The sequence below is a fragment of the Pararhodobacter sp. SW119 genome (genome assembly GCF_017811755.1).
In the GTDB taxonomy this organism is placed as follows: domain Bacteria; phylum Pseudomonadota; class Alphaproteobacteria; order Rhodobacterales; family Rhodobacteraceae; genus Pararhodobacter.
In genome coordinates this window covers 1-18,388 of sequence record NZ_JADDJF010000019.1, presented here as the reverse complement: position 1 = coordinate 18,388, position 18,388 = coordinate 1, and the positions used below count along the sequence as shown (strand labels likewise).

At 68.2% G+C, this 18,388-nt stretch carries 15 protein-coding genes, 1 tRNA gene and 1 other RNA gene; 6 read left to right on the top strand and 11 right to left on the bottom strand.

The features are described 5' to 3' along the window. Nucleotides 1-361 precede the first annotated feature (361 nt). The gene (locus IM708_RS12315) at nucleotides 362-766 is read right to left on the bottom strand and encodes a DUF4864 domain-containing protein (RefSeq protein WP_209426876.1); all 405 of its coding nucleotides are present in this window, start codon (nucleotides 764-766) and stop codon (nucleotides 362-364) included. An 86-nt stretch (nucleotides 767-852) separates the two neighbouring features. Beyond that, complete coding sequence (locus IM708_RS12310) at nucleotides 853-2,448, bottom strand: lysine--tRNA ligase (protein ID WP_209426875.1); 1,596 nt, start codon at nucleotides 2,446-2,448, stop codon at nucleotides 853-855. A 108-nt stretch (nucleotides 2,449-2,556) separates the two neighbouring features. Here IM708_RS12310 and IM708_RS12305 point away from each other — a divergent pair, with 108 nt between their 5' ends. Beyond that, nucleotides 2,557-2,976, top strand: a complete 420-nt coding sequence (locus IM708_RS12305; protein WP_209426874.1) for a tellurite resistance TerB family protein — start codon at nucleotides 2,557-2,559, stop codon at nucleotides 2,974-2,976. Nucleotides 2,977-3,468: 492 nt separating this feature from the next. Here IM708_RS12305 and IM708_RS12300 read toward each other — a convergent pair whose 3' ends face one another. The 3 genes from IM708_RS12300 to IM708_RS12290 form a co-directional block, all read right to left on the bottom strand. Continuing rightward, entirely contained in the window at nucleotides 3,469-5,172 is a 1,704-nt protein-coding gene (locus IM708_RS12300; RefSeq protein WP_209426873.1) for a Na/Pi symporter, read from the bottom strand. 75 nt (nucleotides 5,173-5,247) lie between these two features. Further along, a complete protein-coding gene (gene dacB, locus IM708_RS12295; protein WP_209426872.1) occupies nucleotides 5,248-6,861 on the bottom strand; it encodes a D-alanyl-D-alanine carboxypeptidase/D-alanyl-D-alanine-endopeptidase in 1,614 nt (537 codons plus the stop codon). Between the two features lie 13 nt (nucleotides 6,862-6,874). Beyond that, nucleotides 6,875-7,492: a nicotinate-nucleotide adenylyltransferase gene (locus IM708_RS12290; protein WP_209426871.1), complete on the bottom strand. Its 618-nt coding sequence runs from the start codon at nucleotides 7,490-7,492 to the stop codon at nucleotides 6,875-6,877. Nucleotides 7,493-7,676: 184 nt separating this feature from the next. On the opposite strand from IM708_RS12290, the gene IM708_RS12285 reads away from it, so the two are divergent. Further along, nucleotides 7,677-8,420, top strand: coding sequence for a 1-(5-phosphoribosyl)-5-[(5-phosphoribosylamino)methylideneamino] imidazole-4-carboxamide isomerase (locus tag IM708_RS12285; RefSeq protein WP_209426870.1), 744 nt, complete (start codon nucleotides 7,677-7,679; stop codon nucleotides 8,418-8,420). A gap of 66 nt (nucleotides 8,421-8,486) precedes the next feature. On the opposite strand, the gene IM708_RS12280 is transcribed toward IM708_RS12285, so the two are convergent. Next, nucleotides 8,487-8,888, bottom strand: a complete 402-nt coding sequence (locus IM708_RS12280; protein ID WP_209426869.1) for a DUF2852 domain-containing protein — start codon at nucleotides 8,886-8,888, stop codon at nucleotides 8,487-8,489. 131 nt (nucleotides 8,889-9,019) lie between these two features. Beyond that, nucleotides 9,020-9,637, bottom strand: a complete 618-nt coding sequence (locus IM708_RS12275; RefSeq protein ID WP_209426868.1) for a TetR/AcrR family transcriptional regulator — start codon at nucleotides 9,635-9,637, stop codon at nucleotides 9,020-9,022. 113 nt (nucleotides 9,638-9,750) lie between these two features. On the opposite strand from IM708_RS12275, the gene ffs reads away from it, so the two are divergent. Continuing rightward, nucleotides 9,751-9,848, top strand: an RNA gene (ffs, locus tag IM708_RS12270) — signal recognition particle sRNA small type. A 21-nt stretch (nucleotides 9,849-9,869) separates the two neighbouring features. On the opposite strand, the gene IM708_RS12265 is transcribed toward ffs, so the two are convergent. Then, nucleotides 9,870-10,106: a DUF6324 family protein gene (locus IM708_RS12265; RefSeq protein WP_209426867.1), complete on the bottom strand. Its 237-nt coding sequence runs from the start codon at nucleotides 10,104-10,106 to the stop codon at nucleotides 9,870-9,872. Nucleotides 10,107-10,211: 105 nt separating this feature from the next. Between IM708_RS12265 and IM708_RS12260 the strand changes: the two genes are divergently transcribed. Beyond that, nucleotides 10,212-10,288: transfer RNA gene (locus IM708_RS12260), tRNA-His, on the top strand. Nucleotides 10,289-10,789: 501 nt separating this feature from the next. On the opposite strand, the gene IM708_RS12255 is transcribed toward IM708_RS12260, so the two are convergent. The 3 genes from IM708_RS12255 to IM708_RS12245 form a co-directional block, all read right to left on the bottom strand. Next, complete coding sequence (locus tag IM708_RS12255) at nucleotides 10,790-13,246, bottom strand: hypothetical protein (protein WP_209426866.1); 2,457 nt, start codon at nucleotides 13,244-13,246, stop codon at nucleotides 10,790-10,792. Between the two features lie 575 nt (nucleotides 13,247-13,821). Then, nucleotides 13,822-15,252 (bottom strand): dihydrolipoyl dehydrogenase, encoded by a 1,431-nt coding sequence (locus tag IM708_RS12250; RefSeq protein ID WP_209426865.1) that lies wholly within the window; start codon nucleotides 15,250-15,252, stop codon nucleotides 13,822-13,824. A gap of 159 nt (nucleotides 15,253-15,411) precedes the next feature. Beyond that, nucleotides 15,412-15,939 (bottom strand): peroxiredoxin-like family protein, encoded by a 528-nt coding sequence (locus IM708_RS12245; protein WP_209426864.1) that lies wholly within the window; start codon nucleotides 15,937-15,939, stop codon nucleotides 15,412-15,414. A gap of 505 nt (nucleotides 15,940-16,444) precedes the next feature. Here IM708_RS12245 and IM708_RS12240 point away from each other — a divergent pair. Next, complete coding sequence (locus IM708_RS12240) at nucleotides 16,445-17,932, top strand: NAD(P)H-dependent oxidoreductase (protein ID WP_209426863.1); 1,488 nt, start codon at nucleotides 16,445-16,447, stop codon at nucleotides 17,930-17,932. 114 nt (nucleotides 17,933-18,046) lie between these two features. Beyond that, nucleotides 18,047-18,277: a hypothetical protein gene (locus tag IM708_RS12235; RefSeq protein ID WP_209426862.1), complete on the top strand. Its 231-nt coding sequence runs from the start codon at nucleotides 18,047-18,049 to the stop codon at nucleotides 18,275-18,277. The last annotated feature ends 111 nt before the right edge of the window (nucleotides 18,278-18,388 follow it).

The window sequence follows — 18,388 nt, the reverse complement described above, 5'->3', positions numbered from 1 at the left end:
GCGCGTGTACCGCGGCCTGCCTCCAACGTCTCCTCCGTGAGGGGCATTCTAGCGTAGGGGTCAAGAAAATGGTAACTCTTTTTTTACAAAGGATATTCGTGTAAATCCTTTAACAGAATGTCCGGAATAAGTGTAAATCGTTTGCCCGGGTCGCGGCATTCGCCACCTGATTTCAGCCCACTGCCGTCCATTCGGGCGTCAATCAACCTGACGTAACGTCACGCCCCGGCCCAACGACCCGCCGCGCCGCCGCGCACAGCCATGGGAGGGCCGGAGCGGCCACAACCCGCGGTAGCGCTCACAAATGGTTGATTGTCGCAAAGGTGATTCGGCGGTTACCCGCCCGTGCGTCGACTTACGCTCAGGCGCCGGCCTCGGCCCCGCGCAGCAGCCGCACGCCGTTGATCAGGTAACGCCCGTCGAGGTCGATCATCTCGTATTCCAGCAGGTGCACCCGCCCCGCCCCGTCGGTGATCAGCACCCGCTGCACGATGCCACGCGTGCCGTCGCGGGCCTCCAGAAAGCGCAGGGTGTCGGGGCGATGGACCATCGGATAGCCCTGCTGCACCATCGCACCGAAACGCTCGGGCGTTCCGAAGATGCTGCGGATCGCGGGGCTTGCGAACTCAAAGGCGGCGGCGAAATCATCAGCCTCGAAGGCCGCGATCTGATCGCCGATCACCTGCCGCACCGCGGGCTCGTTCGCGGCGGCGGGGGTCGTCCACAGTACGGCGATGACGGCAAGGTGGACGGCGAAACGGCGCATCCGGAACCTCCTGCATATCTCAGGAATACGCAGGAAGCGCCGAAACGGATCAAAGCGAAATCGATGGGGCACCCCCTTGGCGCCGGTCAAGCGGTCGTCTGCGCCTCCGCCAGTTCGCCCGCCAGCGCGCGCTCGATTAACGCCACGGTCTCATCAATCCCGTAAAGCGCGATGAACCCGCCAAAGCGCGGCCCCTCCGACGCGCCCAGCAGAACCTCGTAGAGGCCCTTGAACCAGTTGCGCAGCGGCTCGAACCCGTGCTCCTTGCCGACGGCGAAGACCATCGTCTGCAGCGCCTCGGCATCAAGGCCCCCTTCCCAACCCTTCAGCCGCTGGACCAGATCCGCCATCGCCGCGCGCTCCTGATCGTCGGGCAGCCGGAACCGCCGCTCGGGCGCGACGAAATCGCGGAAGTAGCGCACGGCATATTCGGCGGCGGCATCGAGGTCGGGATGCGTCTCGGGGCTGGCTTCGGGCGCGTAGCGGCGGATGAAGCCCCAGAGCCCCGCCTTGTCCTGCGCGCCGGCGACCGAGGCGAGGTTCAGGAGCATCGCGAAGCTGACCACCATGCGCGACTCGGGCGGCTTGCCCGCGTGAATGTGCCAGACCGGGTTCGCCAGTTGCTGATCCACCCCCTGCCCCGGATAGGCGCGCAACTGCTGGTGGTATTCGTCCACCGCTTTCGGGATCACGTCCCACCACAGCCGCTTGGCGGTCTTCGGCTTCTGGAACATGAAATACGACAGCGACTCCGTCGCGGCATAGGTCAGCCATTCGTCGATGGTCAGCCCGTTGCCCTTGGATTTCGAGATCTTCTGCCCCTGGTCGTCGAGGAACAACTCGTAGGTGAAATGCTCGGGCTTGCGACCGCCCAGGATCGCGCAGATCGCGTCGTAGATCGGCGTGTTGGTCGAATGGTCCTTGCCGTACATCTCGAAATCGACATCGAGCGCCGCCCAGCGGGCGCCGAAATCGGGCTTCCACTGCAGCTTCACGTTGCCCCCCGTGACCGGCAGCGTCCATTCGCGCCCGGCCTCGTCGTCGAAGGTCACTGTGCCGTCCTTCGCATCGACATGCTTGATCGGCACATAAAGGACGCGCCCGGTTTCGGGGTGGATCGGCAGGAAGATCGAATAGGTCTGCTGGCGCTCCTCGCGCAGTGACTTCAGCATCACCGCCATGATGTCGTCGTAACGCTCGGCCGCGCGGCGCAGCACCGTGTCGAACTGGCCGGTATTGTAGAACTCGGTGGCCGAGATGAACTCGTATTCAAAGCCGAACGTATCCAGGAACCGCCGCAGCATCGCGTTGTTGTGGTGCCCGAAGCTTTCATACTTGCCGAACGGGTCGGGGACCGAGGTCAGCGGCCGCTGCAGGTGTTCGCGCAAGGCCACCGGGTCGGGCACGTTGTCGGGGACCTTGCGCATCCCGTCCAGGTCGTCCGAAAAGCAGATCAGCCGCGTGGGGATGTCCGAGATCACCTCGAACGCGCGGCGGATCATCGTGGTGCGCGCGACCTCGCCGAAGGTGCCGATATGCGGCAGGCCCGAGGGGCCGTAGCCGGTTTCGAACAGCACATGCCCCTTGGCCGGCGGCGCCGCCTCGTAGCGTTTCATGAGCCGGCGCGCCTCTTCGAAAGGCCAGGCCTTGGAGGTCATCGCAGCGTCGCGCAGGGTGGTCATGGCTTCATTTCCGGCTGGGCGGGCGGGCGGCCCGCAACCCCGGCTTCCTATTGCCCGACCCCGCGTCAGTCAATATTGTCGCCCGATACGTTCGCGACAGGTGATTTCATGGCCAAGCGCCCCCCCGCCCTTTCCCCGCAAGACAGTCTGGTGGCGATCATGGTCGCCATTTCGGTGGCGGATTCGAACATCCGCACATCCGAACTGCTGAACATCGAGCTGCAGGTCGGCATGCTGCCGGTCTTCGCCGACTACGATGTCGACCGGATGAAGAACGTGGCCCAAACCGTCTTCGACCTGCTCGAGGAGGAAGACGGCCTCGACGCCCTTTTCGGCCTGATCCGCGAGGCGCTGCCGGATCGGCTGCGCGAGACCGCCTATGTGCTGGCCTGCGACGTGGCCGCGGCGGACGGCAAGCTGCAGCAGACCGAACTGCGCATGCTCGAGGAGATTCGCCACGAACTGGCCGTCGACCGGTTGGCCGCCGCGGCGATCGAACGCGCCGCCCGCGCGCGGCACATGCATTGAGCCGTCCATTCCCCGTGGGGAAATAAAGGCGGCAAGGGCGTGCAGTTTCCCCGCGGGGCAACAAGAGGCGAGGCTGCGCCATTTCCCCGCGGGGAAATGGCGGGGCGCCAGATGGGATTCTCCCCGCGGGAAATCATGTACGGTCCGTTACTTTCCCCGCGGGGAAATACTGGGCCAGCCGGGGGACTTCCCCGCCGGGAAACGGGTGGCCGGCGCGTGAGTTTTCTCGCCGGGATACGAGGCCCCTCCGCGCTGGATTTCCCCGCGGGGAATAAATGATCTCTTCATGATCTCCCCGCGGGGAAATACGGGGCCTGCCGGGCGACTTCCCCGCGGGGCAATGGGTAGCCGACGTGTGAGTTTTCTCGCCGGAATCCGAGGACCCCCCGCACTGGATTTCCCCGCGGGGAATTAACAGTTTCTTCATGATTTCCCCGCGGGGAAATCGCGGGCCGTTCCGGCCCTCACCACCGTCGCGGGTCATCGCGGCGCTCAATCGCTGGCCGGATGCGGGCTGGCCGCCCACGGTGCGGTCGGGGCGGGTCCGTCCGCGACGCCGTCCGCGGCAGGCTCTGCCGGTGGGGGCCGGCGTTCGGCATGCGCCTCGGCGGCGCGCAGATGGGCCAGCAGGCGCTCTGCATGGGCGGTGGACCGGCGCAGCCAGCGCAGGGCATCGGTGACCGCGAACAGGCGCGGCGGGGCGGCGCGCGTCGACAGGATGCGCCGGCGCAGCCGATCCTCGCGGCGTCCGAGCCGCGCCTGACCGCGATGCAGCCGCTTGTGCAGTGCCGAGAGCGTCCGGTCGCGCGCCTCGCGGGCGATGCCGTCGCCGGGTTCGGCCTCGGGCAGGGCGTCGGCGGTGCGGCGCAGGATCGCGCCCAGATAGCGCGCTTCACGGCGCAGCAGCGGCTCGTAGAGCGCGACGGTCATCCGCCCGCACTGCCCCGCCCGGAACCCCAGCCGGCGCAGATGATCGGCCATTGACATCAACTCGCCGTAGCGCTCCGTCTGGCGGCGGTCGCCGTCGGGCAGCGAAATCTGCGACAGGTAGGCGATCAGAACCTCCATGTCGCGGGCGAAGGCACTGGCGTCGAACGCCGGATCGGGCCGGCGCGCGCCCGCCGACAGCGCCCCGCCGAGCGAGGTGGCGAGTTGCCCGAACTGGCTTCGCGCCTGCGCCAGCACCAGGTCCAGCGCCGCCGGCGGGTCGGCCTTGAACCGCGGGTCGAGGAGGGCGGCCGGGGTTTCGGGGCGGTCGGGGACCAGCCGCTCGATCAGGCGGGCAAAGGGCGCGACGAAGGGCAGGAACAGCAGCGCGCCGACGATGGTGAAGCCGGTATGAAAGAGGACCAGCGCCAGCGTCGGATCGGCCACCCAGGGGTTGCCGGTCAGCGGGCGCAGCAGCAGGTCCAGAACCAACAGCGCGATGGTGCCCTTGGTCAGGTTGAAGATCAGGTTGGCCAGCGCCGTGCGCCGCATCGCCACCGTCCCGCCCAGGCTGGCGAGGATGCCGGTGAAGGTGGTGCCGACGGTCATGCCGATGACCATCGCCGCCGCCTGCGCGAAGTTCAGATGCCCTTCGGACAGAAGCACGATCGCGGCGGCGACCCCGGCGCTGGAGCTTTGCGTGACGACGGTGACGAAGATGCCCAGAAGCACCAGTTGCGCCCGGCCGAGCAGCGTGTCGGTGGGCAGCGCCTCGGGCTGCAGGAGGCCGTCGAAGACGCCCATCCCCTCCTTCATCAGCTCGATCCCGATGAAGATCAGGCAGAGCGCGGCCACCACGCCGCCCAGCCGCGCCACCCGCCCGGACCCCAGCACACCGGCCAGCGCCGCGACGAAAAGCGCCGGATAAGCAACCGTGCCCAGGCTGACCTTGACGCCGAGCGCCATCACCATCCAGCCGGTGAAGGTGGTGCCGATATTGGCGCCCAGCACGATGCCCAGCGACTGGCTGAAGCTGAGGATCCCGGCGCCGACGAAGCCCAGCGTCATGACCATGGTCGCGCTGGAGGACTGGATGATCGCGGTGACCGCCGCCCCGGCCAGGATGCCGCCCACCGGCCGCCCGGCGCTGCGCCGCAAGAGGTCGCGCGCGCCGCCGCTGACCAGCACGCGCAGGTCCTGCGTCAGCAGGTGCATGCCATAGAGGAAAAGCCCGACACCCCCCAGCAGCGCCAGCAACGCGCCGGACATCCCTAGACAGCCCGGACGGACGGGCGGCGGTCCTGCCGGCCGCCTGCCCGTGAAGGGATCGGCGCCTTTCCCATGTCAGGCGTTCAGGCCCGACCAACGCTCGATCAGGGCCTGCTGGAGCGCGCGCGCGCGTTGTGTCCATTCGCGCGCGCCCGGCGGGCGTTCCCGCTCGCCCGGGCCGAGGCGGGCGCGGCGCTCCACGTCGGCGCTGAAGATGGCGAAGGCCAGGTCGCGCCCGTCCGGCGTGCGCACATACCCCCCCAGCCCCGAGGCGAAGAAGAGCGTGCCGGTCTTGGCGCGCACGCGAATCGGGTGGTCGCGAACCTCGCGCCCGCGCGGGTCGCGCATCGGATGGACGCGCAGCAGGTCCGGCAGGATGCCCTCCTGCCCCGCGGACTGCAGGAAGCGGGCCATCGACCGCGCGGTCACGCGGCTTTCGACGTTCAGGCCCGAATGATCGACGAAGCGCATGCCCGGCGCGTCGTAACGCGCGGCGATCCAGCGCGCCATCTCGGCCCCCGACTGATCGAGCGTGCGCACGTCCGCGTCGCGCCGGCGCGTCGCGGCCAGTCCTGCCGCCTCGGCCGTCAGGTTGGTGGAAAAGCGCAGCATCGAGCGCATGAGTTCCGGCAACGGCTCCGAGCGATGCTCGACCAGGATCGCGCCGCCGACGCCCTGCATCAGCTGCGGAGCCGGCACGCTGCAGCCCCGCGCGGACAGCAGGGCGCGCAGCACGTCGCCGGCGTAAAGCGCCGGGCGGCGGACCGGCAACCAGCGCGAGCCGTTGCCGGTCAGCGCCGCGCGGGCCACGGTCCACATCTCGCGCGCGCCGGTATTGGCGTGGGAATAGACGGGGCCGGCGCGGGCCACGGCCTCGATCCCGATCACCGAGACCGGCGGCACCTCACGCTCGCTACGCGCGTCCATCGACAGGTTCACCCCGTTACCCGACTGTTCCCAGAGGAAATGCACGCGGTTGAAATTCAGGTTCAGCCCGGTGACGGCCGGGTTGTAGCCCGCCTGCACCGGCTGGTCCGCGGCAATCGACGGGATGCCCGGCAGGGCGGCATCATCGACCAGGAAGCGCCCGTTGACCCGGCGCAGGCCCAGATCGACCAGCCGCTGCGCCAGCACCGCCAATTCGGCGGTCTGCAGCACCGGGTCGCCGCCGCCCTGCAACACCAGATCGCCGTTCAGCACCCCGCCCTGAAGCGACCCGCCGCTGGCCAGCACGCGCGTGGTGAAGCGATGCTCCAGACCCAGGCCGAAGAGCGCGTAAAGCGCCGTCGGCGCCTTGCTGACCGAGGCCGGTGGCAAGGCGATGTCGGCGCCGTGCTCCTCCAGCAGCGCGCCGGTCGACATGTCGATCACCGCAACCCCGGTCCGCCCGCCCAGCCGCGCCGCGTCGATCAGCGCCTCGATCGGGAGCGGGCTGGCCGCCGCCCGGCCGAGGATCCCCGGCGGGCGCGCCGGCGGGCGCGGGGCGCGTTCCGGGGCGACGGCGGCAACCGGCCCCGCGGCGCCGATCACCAACCCGCCGGCCAGACCGGCAAGCAGGCGCCGGCGGCTCAGTCGGTCATGCGAGAGGTCGGTCAATGGACTGCTGTCACCGGACAGTCCGGTCTTTTCCCGTATCATGCCGGGATCATTGACGATGCCCTGACCGGAGGCAAGAAAAACCTTCGCCATCGCGCGTGATCTCTCAGCCGGCACCCGCATCCGACGGCCATGCCCCCGCCAGACGCAGCGCGGTCGACGAATCGCCACGCATCGGCATGTCCAGAAAGGTCCAGACCGGGGTCGGATGAAAGGCCAGCCGCGCCGCGTCGCGTGCCGGCAGTCGATAGCGCGCGTACTGCCGCGCCGCGCGCGAGGTCAGCGCCGGCATCCGCTGGCCGGGACGGGCCAGCACCGCGATGGGCACCGCCGCCATGATCGCCTGCCAGCGGTCCCAGTGATGGAACGCGGTCAGGTTGTCGGCGCCCATCAGCCAGACGAATCGCAGATACGGATAGCGCCGGCGCAGCGCGTCGATCGTGTCGACGGTGGCGCGCGTGCCCACCCGCGCCTCGATGTCGGTGACGGCGACGCGGGGGTGGGTGATGACCTGACGACAGGCCTGCAACCGTGCCGCCGCCGGCGCAGGCCTGTCCCGCTTGAGCGGGTTGGCGGGGCTGACCAGCCACCAGACCCGGTCCAGCGACAGGCGCTTCAGCGCCTCGCGCGTCAGATGCGCGTGGCCCGCGTGCGGCGGGTCGAACGAGCCGCCGAAAAGACCGACCGTCTGCCCCGGCCCCGCCGTCGGATCCTGCCAGCGCATCACCTGCCCTGCCCCTTGCGGATTTCACGGCCCGGTACCATGACCGCAAACCGCGCCCGCGCCAAGGTGCGACGTGGCCCGGCAGGTCGCATCCGCGCAACGGGGCGTCGGCGCGGGCGAAGGGCCGGCGCGGAAAGCGCCTATTCTGCGCCTCATCCCCGGTTCTGTCCGAATGAGGCGCGCCATGATCCTTTACCCCACGATCCAGTTGCAGGGCGGGCGCTGCGTCGCGCTGCACCGCGGCCGTCTGGAAGAACCCGAGATCTGGCATGTCGACCCGGTGGTAAAGGCCGCCAGCTTCGCCGCCGCCGGCGCAAGCTGGATGCAGGTGATCGATTTCGACGCGGTCGCTGGGCTGGACTCCAGCCGCGACATCGTGGCGCGCATCATCCGCGAAACCGCCATCAACGTCGTCGTAGCCGGCGGCATCCGCACGCGCGAACGGGCCGAGGCCTGGCTGGACGCGGGGGCGGCGCATGTCGTCTTCGGCACCAGCGCGGTCATCAATCCCGACGAGGTGCTGGAAACCGCGCGCTTCCACCCTGATGCGGTGATCCTGGCCGTCGACGTCTTCAACGGCCGGGTGATGAGCCACGGCTGGCGCGAGACCTCGTCCTTCACGCCCGAGGATTTCATCGCCGCCTTCGAGGAGGCGCCGCTGGCCGCCATCCAGATCACCGATATCGACGCTTATGTCGGCGATACCGACGCGGTTCTGGCGCTGATCTCGGCGCTCGCCGGGAAGACCCGAAAGCCGGTGATCGCCAGCGGCATGGTGCGCACGCTGGATGACATCAGCAGGCTGAAATATGTCGGCAACGTCGCCGGCGTGGTGATCGGGCGGGCGCTGTTCCGGCGCACGGTCGACCTGCGCGAGGCGCTGGCCGTCGCCAACACCCCGGCCGAAAAGGTCGCCCCCTTCGCATGAAGAAACCCGGCCGCGGGCGGCCGGGTCCTCTGATGTCGTGGTCGGGCTGTTCGATCCGGTCGCGGATCAGGCCTCGGCGTCCGCGGCGCGGGCCTCTTCGGCGCGCTTGCGGGCGCGCTCGTCCATGAAGGCGTCGAACTCGGCCTTGTCCTTGGCCTCGCGCAACCGGTCGAGGAAGGCGCCGAAGGCGGCCTGCTCGTCCTCGAGGCGCTTGAGCGTCTCGGACTTGTAGGAGTCGAACGCGGCATTGCCCGACGGGCGGTGAACGCCCAGATGGGTACGGTTGGCGCGATTGGCCTTGCAGGATTTTCCGAACATCTGCTTTCCCCAGATCATGTAGGCCAGGATCGCCAGTCCGATCGGCCAGAAGACGATGAAGCCGACCACCATGGCGGCGATCCATGCGCCCTTGCCACGATCGTCGAGCCAGGATTCGGCCCGTCCGGGCCAGGTTGCAACTGCGGTCATCGAAAGGGTCTCCTCGGTTGGTGATGCGGTTGGTGTCGCGGTGGGTGTTAATGTTATTAACATTTACATAGGTGGGAAGGTCAAGAGCGGATTCAAGAGGGCGCGAAAGTTTTTTCGATGCCCTGCCCGGCTCAGCAATCGCCGTCGATCAGCCCCAGTCCGCGCAGGTAGATGCCGACGCCGGTTTCCAGCAATTCGTCGGGCGAAAACGGGCTGCGCGCGCCGGGCTTGCCGCGGGCGTAAAGCTCGACGATGCCGTGGCTGAGCGCCGCGACATGGGCCGAGAACATCGCCGCGGGCGGACGCTTTTCAGGCGGCAGACGGGCCGACAGCGCCTCGGCGGCGCGCTGCATGACGCGGTTCACGCGCTCCACCGCAGCGGCGAGTTCGGCGGTCTGGTTGGGCGCGAGGCCGCTTTCGAACATCGCGATATAATGGCCCGGATGCTTGCGCGCGAAGGCCAGATAGGCGCGGCCCACCGCCTCGAACGCGCGCAGGACCGAGGGCTGGCCGTCGTTCCAGGCATAGTCCAGAAGATCGGCGAAAAGGTCATAGCCCTGCAGCGCCACCTCGGCGATCAGGTCCTCGCGCCCGGTGAAATGCCGATAGGGCGCGGCGGCCGAGACCTCGGCCAGCTTCGCCGCCTCGGACATGGTGAAGCCCGCCGGCCCCTTTTCGGCGATCAGCTCCAGCGTGGCGTCAACCAGGGCCTGGCGCAGGTTTCCGTGATGATAGCCGCGTTTGCTCATGAGAACCGGGGGTTGCGGGCGATCGGCCCCGCCGCGCAGTATCGCAGATCGCGGGCCGGGCGCAATCTGACGCGATGGCTTGCATCAGGGCTGCGAAACGCATAAGTGGCCGTCGAGAGGTCGGCGCGGGCAGGTATCTCGCCAACCCGGTCAGGTCCGGAAGGAAGCAGCCGCAACGAGTTCCGCCTGGGTCGTGCCCGGCCTCTCACCTTTCCCTCGATCACCGACTGGATCACCGCCTCGGGCGCTTGCCGCCCCGGTTCGGGCCGCCGGAACCGGCGCCGGGCTTCATGCCCCGCGCCGCCTGCGCCGCGCCGCGCAACTCCTCGGCGATCTCCTCGGCCTCCTCGGGATCGAAGTCGAGTGGCAGTTCGATGCCGTTGGCCTCGATGTAGATGCGCACCATGCCCAGCGTCGTCGGCCCGATCTGGAGGTTGGCGGCGATGTCGCTCTGCTTGTCGATACCCATCCATCCCTCCAGCTTCGACAGGCCCGAGGGTTACGCCAGCCACCACGCAAATTCAAGCACCGAGCCCTTGCAATCGCGAGGTCAGCCGAGTAAATCGCAGCCAGTGCCGCCTTAGCTCAGTTGGTTAGAGCACCAGATTGTGGATCTGGGGGTCGCCCGTTCGAGCCGGGCAGGCGGTACCATCCAGGCCCCTGATCTTGTTGGCGCTGCACCGGCGAGGGATTCCCGATTTCGGATTTCTCGCGATTCTTTTCGCGCGATCTCACGCTGATGCCACGCTCTGCAACAACTGGCGGGGCATTCTGAAAACGCGCCTCTACAGATTTGTCAGTAACCTTATCCGCCCTCCAGCGACCCCGGAGACATGGGGTCCCGCGACCGCAGGATGCCGGCCAGGCGCTGCGTTCGATTGCTCTCGATCAGAGGCCTGGCGCAAGGGCGCCTGTCGCGAACGTCGTCGGCAGGCCGTCGCACGACAATCAGGGCCGCTGGGAGCGCCGCTCTCAAGGACGTGCCAGCGGAACCTGAACCCGAGGCGCTCGCATCAACAGTAAACAGAAACAGGAAACAGGACGACAGATGACCGACCACACAGCCGACTAACGCTTCCGCATCCAGATGCAAGACTTCGAGGAGGGTGGGACCGGGAAGGTCCAGCCTTTCCCGTGGCCGTCAGAGGCGGATCAGCATGTCTCGGAAACTGCCGATTTGCGAATCCGCGCAGTGATCGCCTCGACTGTCGTGTCGGTCAGAGTCCAGCGGGGCAGATTCAAGATCCCTTCGTGAAGGCCGCTCACCAGGTCGTCGGGCATCTCCTCGCCGGGAGGGAGGCGCAGCGCCGCGACCAGGCCACCAAGCGCCGCGATTGCCGAGACCGCCCCATCTGGGTCCGCCGCATCGCGTCGGGATATGACCAGCCCGCAGATATCGATTTCGGTCCCGGCCAATCCCTCGGCCGGTGCGAGCAGATGACCGCGCAGCCCGGGAGACCAGAGATCCCGACGCGAACGCTTCGCCGGGTCAGCGGCCGCCGGTCCCGCCCCCTCGGCCATCGCCACCGGCAGCCCGAGCGCCGATGCCGCCCCGGATCCCCCGGCAGCCAGCGCAGCGCCCCAACCCAGATCCGCCTCCAGCGCTTCGGCCAGTTCATATGTCGCCGGGTCGATGAAGGTCTCGCGGTCCTGACCCGCGACCAGTATGGCCCGTCGCCGCCCGCCCGAGGGGTCTTCCCGCAAGCACAGCGTGGCCAGGGCCAGACCGATGGGAAAGGCAGGATCGCCGGCAAGCGCGATGTCGAACAACTGGTCGCACATCCTGGGAGCGAGCGTCGCCAGACTTGTCTGCGGCACCACGATCTCGCCGGCACGGGACAGCGCATATCCGCCGGTCCGGCGCAGGACCGCGATCCCGGCTTCCGGCGTGGCGACCGCTGCGGCCGCGACGTCAACGGCGAAGACCGAACGCAGCCGTGCTAGCGCCAGGCCGTCGCCCGGATCGACGCGGACGCGGGCCTTGCCCGCGCGCAGGACAATCGGCGCGGCCGGGGGTACCTCGCGCGTGATGTACGGGTGCCGGTCCGCGCTGAAACTGTCCGGTGCGGTCGGAACCCCGTCAGGTCCGGTCTTGCGCAGAAGCGCCAGTTCCACCCAATCGGCCAGCTGGTCCCAGACCAGACGGCGCACGTCCCATCGGCCGGCGGCATCGGTTCGGCCGCTGCGGCTGACCAGGTCCGCCGCGATCGCGTCGGGATCGGCGCCGCGCACGGCCTGAAGCCAGATCCACGCCGCGGTGTCGTTGAGCCGGTACATCTTGCCGCCCTGCCGGCAATGCAGCCACAGGGTGTCGTCGTCGATGATCTCTTCCACGCGGTGGCGCGCAAGCACCGGGCGGGGCACTTCACGACCGGCCATGGCGTCCGCCGCGACGATATCCGCCGCGCGCGGCAGGGGCAGGAACGGCAGGTAATCCTCGGGCGTGGGCGTCGGGGCAATCGGCTGCCAGCCGCCGGCGCGGGCGTGTTCCTCGCGCGTCTCCGCGACGATGCGTTCGGCCGGGTCGGCGACCTTCGTGTCGTCGGGGGCATCGCGGTTGAAACCCATCATGTCGACCAGTTCGCGCACCATGCGGGGCTTGATCTCGGCCTCGGCGGCGCCGCCATCCTGCGGGGCGGCGCAGACATCGAGCGAGGGGCTGAGATTGCATTCCAGGATCCACGGCTTCAGGTCGGCATCCACCATGACGTCCAGCCCGATCAGCTCGAAACACCGCCGTGTGTCGGCATTCAGCGTCGCGCTGCGCCGGCGCATGTATTCGCGCGCCGAGACGGTGGTGATGCGCACGAGATCCCGCACCCGGGCAAAGAGCGCGTCATCGTCATGGCCCTGCTCGCGCAGCCAGGGGCTATAGTTCTGCATCGGGATGAAGACGACGGGCGCGTCGCTTTCGGTGTTGGTGGCGTTCACGTCCGGATTGGTCAGATGGCTGAAGAGATCGGTGATGTCGTCGGGCGCATAGGGGTGCGAGGCGAGCTTCGCGAACCCCTCCTCGTAGAGATAGACGCGCAGCGGCTCGAGCGAGGTGAAAGCGACGTAGAACCGCAACACGTACTTGTGGCCGCGGATGGTGTGCGGCCGGTCCAGATAGCGCTGCACCATGAACGCCTTGTCGGCGGGCGCCAGCGCGGCGTCCGGCAGGATGGAAATACCGCGGCCGCGGGAAGAATTGCGCGGCTTGAGGATCCAGCGCTGCGCCGGCTCTGACGCGGCGGCGGCCTGCAGGCTGTGATAGGCGTCGGGCAGCGGAAAGGTTTCGGGAAAGAAGTCGACACGCCGGGCCGTGGCGCTGTCGGGGCCGGCCTCGGCGATCTGTCGGGCGCGGGCGATCGACAGGGTCCGCGCCAGCGCGCTCTTTATCGTCAGGCAGTTGTTGCCGGGGATGTGGTTGACCCATGACCCCGGGCGCCGCTGGCTGAAGGCGGCCGGGCGCGGCATGCCGGTGTACCAGCACGCATCCCAGTTGTCGGCATCGCCCGCACGCCAGCGTTCGCCGTCGAGGGCGCTCAGAAACGGGGCGTCCTGTGCCTCCTCGCGCCGGCCGCCGCACCAATGACGCAGCGGCTTGTCATTTTCGGATCGGGACATGGTCTCTCCTCTACAGCGATTCCGTTGGTGCTCCGGGTGACAGACCACGATCGATGACGCGCGCGGCGCAAACGATCGCCACCTCTTAAGAAAAAAACAAGACCGGCCTTGGCAGCACGTGCACCGTCGTCTTCAACGGCACGCGCTTCCCCGCTGGCGCAGGTTCTCGGTCTTTCGAGTGTACCCCGATGCAGGGCCCTGGCGGGCGCCCTGGAAGCCGCTGGCGGGGTGCCAGAATGCGTATGGCAGACGTATGGCAAGCGTATGGCAAGCGTATGGCAGTTCCGAACGGTGCGGTAGGATTCTGGCAGGATCTGGCACCGCCGCGCGGCCGCGGCGCGCGGCTTGCCAGGGTGCGCGCGCCGCGCCGAAATGCCCGAAACCCCGGCGACCGACAGCGCGCCGGCATGCTGAAAGGCGAGGGTCACCCGGTCGGGCCTCGTCATCATGGGATCCGATCCTGCGGGGACATCACGGGGGCGCTTCGGTGGCATCAGGCGCGCGGCGCATCCGGCGCATCGGCGGGGCGTGATCCCGGGCCTCGTCATCATTCCCCCTCCCCGCCGTCGCCGGGATCAGGCGCCGGGGCCGCAGTCGATGCTGCGCGGCGGATTTTCCATCCCGCGACCCAGATTGACGCTCAGGTCGCGCAGGGCCGTGCGCAGGCCCTCCTCGATCACCGGGTGGTAGAACGGCATCGCCAGCGCCGTGTCCACATCCATGCCGGCCTGCACCGCCCAGGCCAGCAGATGCGCCAGATGCTCGCCCCGCGGCGCGACCATCTCGGCGCCGAGCAGGCGGCCCGTGCCGCGCTCGCCATAGACACGCAGCAGGCCGCGATTGCGGCGCAGGACCCGCGCGCGCCCCTGATCGGCGAAGTCCACCTCGCCGGTGGCGAAGTCGCACGCGGCGTCGGAGAGCTCGCTGAAGGACGCGCCCACTGTGGCCAAGTTGGGCTCGGTGAACACGACGCCCAGAGGCGTGCGGCGGCGGTGGGTCTGCACCTCGGGATGGCGCCCGGCGTTGTCGCCCGCGATGCGGCCGTCGTCGGCGGCTTCGTGCAACAGCGGAATGCGCGCCGCGACATCGCCGGCGAAGAAGATGTGGCTGCCCGCCGCCTGCATGGTCAGTGGGTCGATGTCAGGCGCGCCGCGATCGTCCAGCGCCAGCCCCGAGGCGGCAAGGTCGAGCCCGTCGAGCGCCGGCGCCCGACCGGTCGCGGCGAGAAGCCAGTCGAACCGCTCTTCGCGCGTGGCGTCTCCCTCGCGGAACCTTACCACCACGGTGTCGCCCTCGCGCGTGATGCCCTGCACATCGGCATCCGGATCGAAGGGTAGATCGGCGCCAAGGGCCGCGGCGGCCGCATCGCGCACCGCGGGATCGGACAGCGGACCCACGCCGCCACCCTTGCCGAAGAGCCGCACGCGCACGCCCAGCCGGTGCAGCGCCTGCGCGAGCTCCAGCCCCAGCACGCCGCCGCCGAAAACCGCGACCGAGCCCGGCAGATCAGTCCAGCCGAAGACGTCGTCATTGACGATCAACCGGTCGCCGACGGCGTCGAACACATCCGGCTTCACCGGGACCGCTCCGGTGGCGACGACGATGCGCTTGGCGCGCACGACCTCGCCGGTGTCGAGCCGCAGGGTGTGCGGATCCTCGAACCGCGCGCTGCCCTTCAAGCGATGGGAGGGGTCGAACCCCTCCACCGCCTCGATCACGAAGCCGACGAAGCGATCGCGTTCACGACGGACGCGATCCATGACCGCGGCCCCGTCGATGCGCGGCGGGCCGGCATGGACGCCGAAACCCGCAGCCTCGCGCACCGCTTCTGCCGCGTCCGCCGCCGCGATCAGCAGTTTCGACGGCATGCAGCCGACCCGCGCACAGGTGGTGCCGTAGGGGCCGCCCTCGATCAGCGCCAGCCGCTCGGTATGCTTGCGCGCCGCGCGATAGGCCCCCATGCCGGCCGTGCCGGCGCCAATGATGGCGACATCAACTTCTTGCATGGGTCACTCCCTCGTGCATGGGTCAGTCCGTCCTCCGGCTCTCGCTGGTCACAACGTGTAAATCGGGAGCCGGGACCGGACCGATCACGTACACACAGGTGGGGCGCGCTGGGAAGCCTTTGCCCACCCGGCGCGCCACTGACTGACACGGCTGGCGGCTCAGGCCGCCAGGCGCCCGCGGATCGGATAGTCGTTGTCACGGATGAATTTCAGACCTTTGGCAAGGCCGGCCAGTTCCGGCCGCGCGAACGGTGCGTTCGAGATGTCCACGACCTGAAGTCGCCCGTCTGCGTTGATCACGAACACGCCCGGCTCGGCGAAGGGACGATCCGTCTCCTTCTCGGAGCGCGGCTCCGAGACATAGAGGCCGAGTTTCCGCATCTGATCCACGGTCAGGCCGTACCCGACCGGGAACGAAACGCCGATCTCGTCGGTGAAGCTTCGGGCGCGATCCTCGGGATCGCTGGAGATGGCGACGATCCCGACACCCGCCTTGGCGAATTCGGGCGCGGTGCGCTCGAGTTCCGCAAGATAGGTCTTGCAGATCGGACAATGCTTGCCGCGATAGACCACGACCATCTGCCAGTCGTGGGCGTCCACGGGAACCCCGAGTCGCAATTCGTCCCCGCCAAGCAGCGGCAAGGTGATTTCAGGAAGGCGTTCGCCGGATTTCAGGTTCTCTGTCATGATTGTCGCCAGACTCCGTCTGTTCGAGTTGATCCATAAGCAGGTTCGCTGTGGAACCGCTTAGGTTACACCCGGAATCAACGATAGGTTCAGCTATCCGTTCCTCCTGCCGGGCAGCAACGTGGAAGCCGACAATGATCCAGATTTCTTTCGTGACGGAGATCGGTAGTCGGCTGGTCGAGAGAGTACGCGGAGCCGCCCCGCCTCGACTCCGACGAGGAACAATCCGGACTTCGATTCGTTTGTCTGTCGATGCAGTTCAAGGAATGTTTCCATGGGTGTCGAGAAAAGAGGTGCCGTTCCAGAGAGATTGCCGGTGCGAACGGTTCTTGCTGATTTGGGCCGGGCCAACCCCCTGCCTGTGGAAAATGACGCCCCGGTCCCGGGGGCGCCAGGTGGAAATGAGGCACGGCACTTCGACGCCGTGGTCCCCCGGCGGTCGTTGTCGAACACTGCCGCGCCCGACCCGAAACCTGATCTGTCTGTCTCACCGGGATCTTGTCGCGTGCTGGTTGTCGTCGGTCATCCGCGTCGCGAAAGCCTCACCACAGCGCTGGCCGAGGCGTTTGCCGAGGGCGCGCGCGAGGCCGGCTGTGACGTGAAGACGCTCTATCTGTCCGAACTGGCGTTCGATCCGGATGTCATCGCCGACTCTCCGGCCGCCCAGACGCTGGAACCCGACCTGGCCGAGGCGCGGGGCCTGATCGCCTGGGCCGAGCACCTGGTCTTTGCCTTTCCCAACTGGTGGGGGACAATGCCGGCGCGGCTGAAGGGCTTTCTGGACCGCATCCTCTATCCCGGCTTCGCCTTCCGCGAGGAGGATGGCCATTACTACGGCTTGCTGGCGCCGCGCACCGCCGAGTTGCTGATCACGATGGATGTGCCCCCGCTCGTCTATCGATGGATTCAGGGCGCGCCGGGGCACAGGGCGATGGCACGTGCCACACTCGGCCTCTGCGGGATCAGGACGGTGAGGATCACGACCTTCGCGCCGCCCAGCCATACCGACGCCGCGACGCGGGAGGGCTGGGTCACACAGGCGCGCGGTCTGGGCTTGCGGCTGCGCGGCGGACCCCGGCGTCCGATCCGGCGGCGGTTGCACGAAGCGGGGCGGTGGCTGCTGGCGGTGCGCCCGCAGTTCTATCCGATGAGCGTGCTCGCCTACACGCTGGGGGCGTTGCTGGCGGCGGGGACGCTCGACCTGCTGGCCTTTGTCTTCGGTCTGGTGGCGATGGTGGGGCTGAAGGTCGCTACCGTCCTGACCAATGACCTCCAGGATTTCGAGAGCGACGCGCAGAACCGCTTTTTCAGCCCCTTCAACGGCGGCGGGCGAAGCCTGCTGGAGGGTGGCTTTTCGCCAAGCGAACTCTGGCGCGGCGTCTGGGTCGCGCTCGGCGTCAGCGCGCTCGGCGCGGTGGCGACGCTTGTGATGGCGCCCTCCCCGGTGACCGTGCTGATAGTCCTGGCGGTGCTGGCGGTGCTGGCGCTGGGCTATACATTGCCACCGCTCAAGCTGTCCCACCGCGGACTGGGGGAACTGGATGTGGCGGTCACGCATGGGCCGGGGGTGCTGTTGCTGGGGCATGTCGTACAGGGGGGCAGTCCCTTTTCCGGGCAGGCGTGGTTCCTGGCGCTGGTGATCGCGCTGGCCGTGCTGCCCGCCATTTTGCTGGCCGGGATCCCCGACCGCACGGCTGATCGCGACGCGAGGAAGCAGACGCTGGTCGTGCAACTGGGAACTGTCCGCAGCGTCGACCTGGCCATCGGTTTTCTGGCCCTGTCCGCGCTGGCGGCGCTGGCTTTGGTGCAGAGCCCGGTTCCGGTAGGACTGGCCCTGTCGCTTTTCGCACTACCGCATGCGGCCGGGCTGATCTGGCTATTGCTGCGCTACCGGGGCGTGGGCGCGCCCGAAAAGCGGATCGATCTACTCGTTGGCCTGGCGCTGCTCTACGTCGCGTGGTTCGTGATCGTGCCCTTCGTCGAAATGGTCTGATACGGGCGCCGCTTTGGAAAACCGGATCGCGCGGAAGTCTTGATCTGGAATCGGAACATTCGCCAGTCGCTGTGCGTTCGAAATGAGAACCCAGAACATTCCGAAGGAAAGACGATGGCCGAGAGCAACCACAACGATACGGACACGCGCCGACGGCCGGCTCGCCCGGATTCGAGAACGGGCGAGGTTCCGGCGGGGCCCGGCGACGCCGGGCTGGAGGACCGTCCGGAGCTCAACGCCGGCAGCTCCGGAACCAGGCAGATGTCGAACAGACGCCTTGGCATCGGTTTGGGCATCGCCGCGTTGCTGGCGATCTTCGTCTTCATCTTTGCAGCGGTGCTCTGATCGCGGCCCGGCACTCTGATGCCGACGCAAGTGTCACCCTTGGGCGGGTCATCTGTTATCGGCTCGATGCGCTGATGGCGATTCCGTGTACCAAGCGCGAATTCTGCCGGT

Excerpts from the sequence above, each read along its gene's own strand:
- IM708_RS12235 (WP_209426862.1), top strand. The coding sequence starts at position 18,047 with ATGGCCGAGAGCAACCACAACGATACGGACACGCGCCGACGGCCGGCT.
- IM708_RS12315 (WP_209426876.1), bottom strand. The coding sequence starts at position 766 with ATGCGCCGTTTCGCCGTCCACCTTGCCGTCATCGCCGTACTGTGGACG.
- IM708_RS12275 (WP_209426868.1), bottom strand. The coding sequence starts at position 9,637 with ATGAGCAAACGCGGCTATCATCACGGAAACCTGCGCCAGGCCCTGGTT.
- IM708_RS12305 (WP_209426874.1), top strand. The coding sequence starts at position 2,557 with ATGGCCAAGCGCCCCCCCGCCCTTTCCCCGCAAGACAGTCTGGTGGCG.
- IM708_RS12310 (WP_209426875.1), bottom strand. The coding sequence starts at position 2,448 with ATGACCACCCTGCGCGACGCTGCGATGACCTCCAAGGCCTGGCCTTTC.
- IM708_RS12285 (WP_209426870.1), top strand. The coding sequence starts at position 7,677 with ATGATCCTTTACCCCACGATCCAGTTGCAGGGCGGGCGCTGCGTCGCG.
- IM708_RS12245 (WP_209426864.1), bottom strand. The coding sequence starts at position 15,939 with ATGACAGAGAACCTGAAATCCGGCGAACGCCTTCCTGAAATCACCTTG.
- IM708_RS12265 (WP_209426867.1), bottom strand. The coding sequence starts at position 10,106 with ATGGGTATCGACAAGCAGAGCGACATCGCCGCCAACCTCCAGATCGGG.
- IM708_RS12290 (WP_209426871.1), bottom strand. The coding sequence starts at position 7,492 with ATGCGCTGGCAGGATCCGACGGCGGGGCCGGGGCAGACGGTCGGTCTT.
- dacB (WP_209426872.1), bottom strand. The coding sequence starts at position 6,861 with ATGGCGAAGGTTTTTCTTGCCTCCGGTCAGGGCATCGTCAATGATCCC.
- IM708_RS12300 (WP_209426873.1), bottom strand. The coding sequence starts at position 5,172 with ATGTCCGGCGCGTTGCTGGCGCTGCTGGGGGGTGTCGGGCTTTTCCTC.
- IM708_RS12255 (WP_209426866.1), bottom strand. The coding sequence starts at position 13,246 with ATGTCCCGATCCGAAAATGACAAGCCGCTGCGTCATTGGTGCGGCGGC.
- IM708_RS12280 (WP_209426869.1), bottom strand. The coding sequence starts at position 8,888 with ATGACCGCAGTTGCAACCTGGCCCGGACGGGCCGAATCCTGGCTCGAC.
- IM708_RS12250 (WP_209426865.1), bottom strand. The coding sequence starts at position 15,252 with ATGCAAGAAGTTGATGTCGCCATCATTGGCGCCGGCACGGCCGGCATG.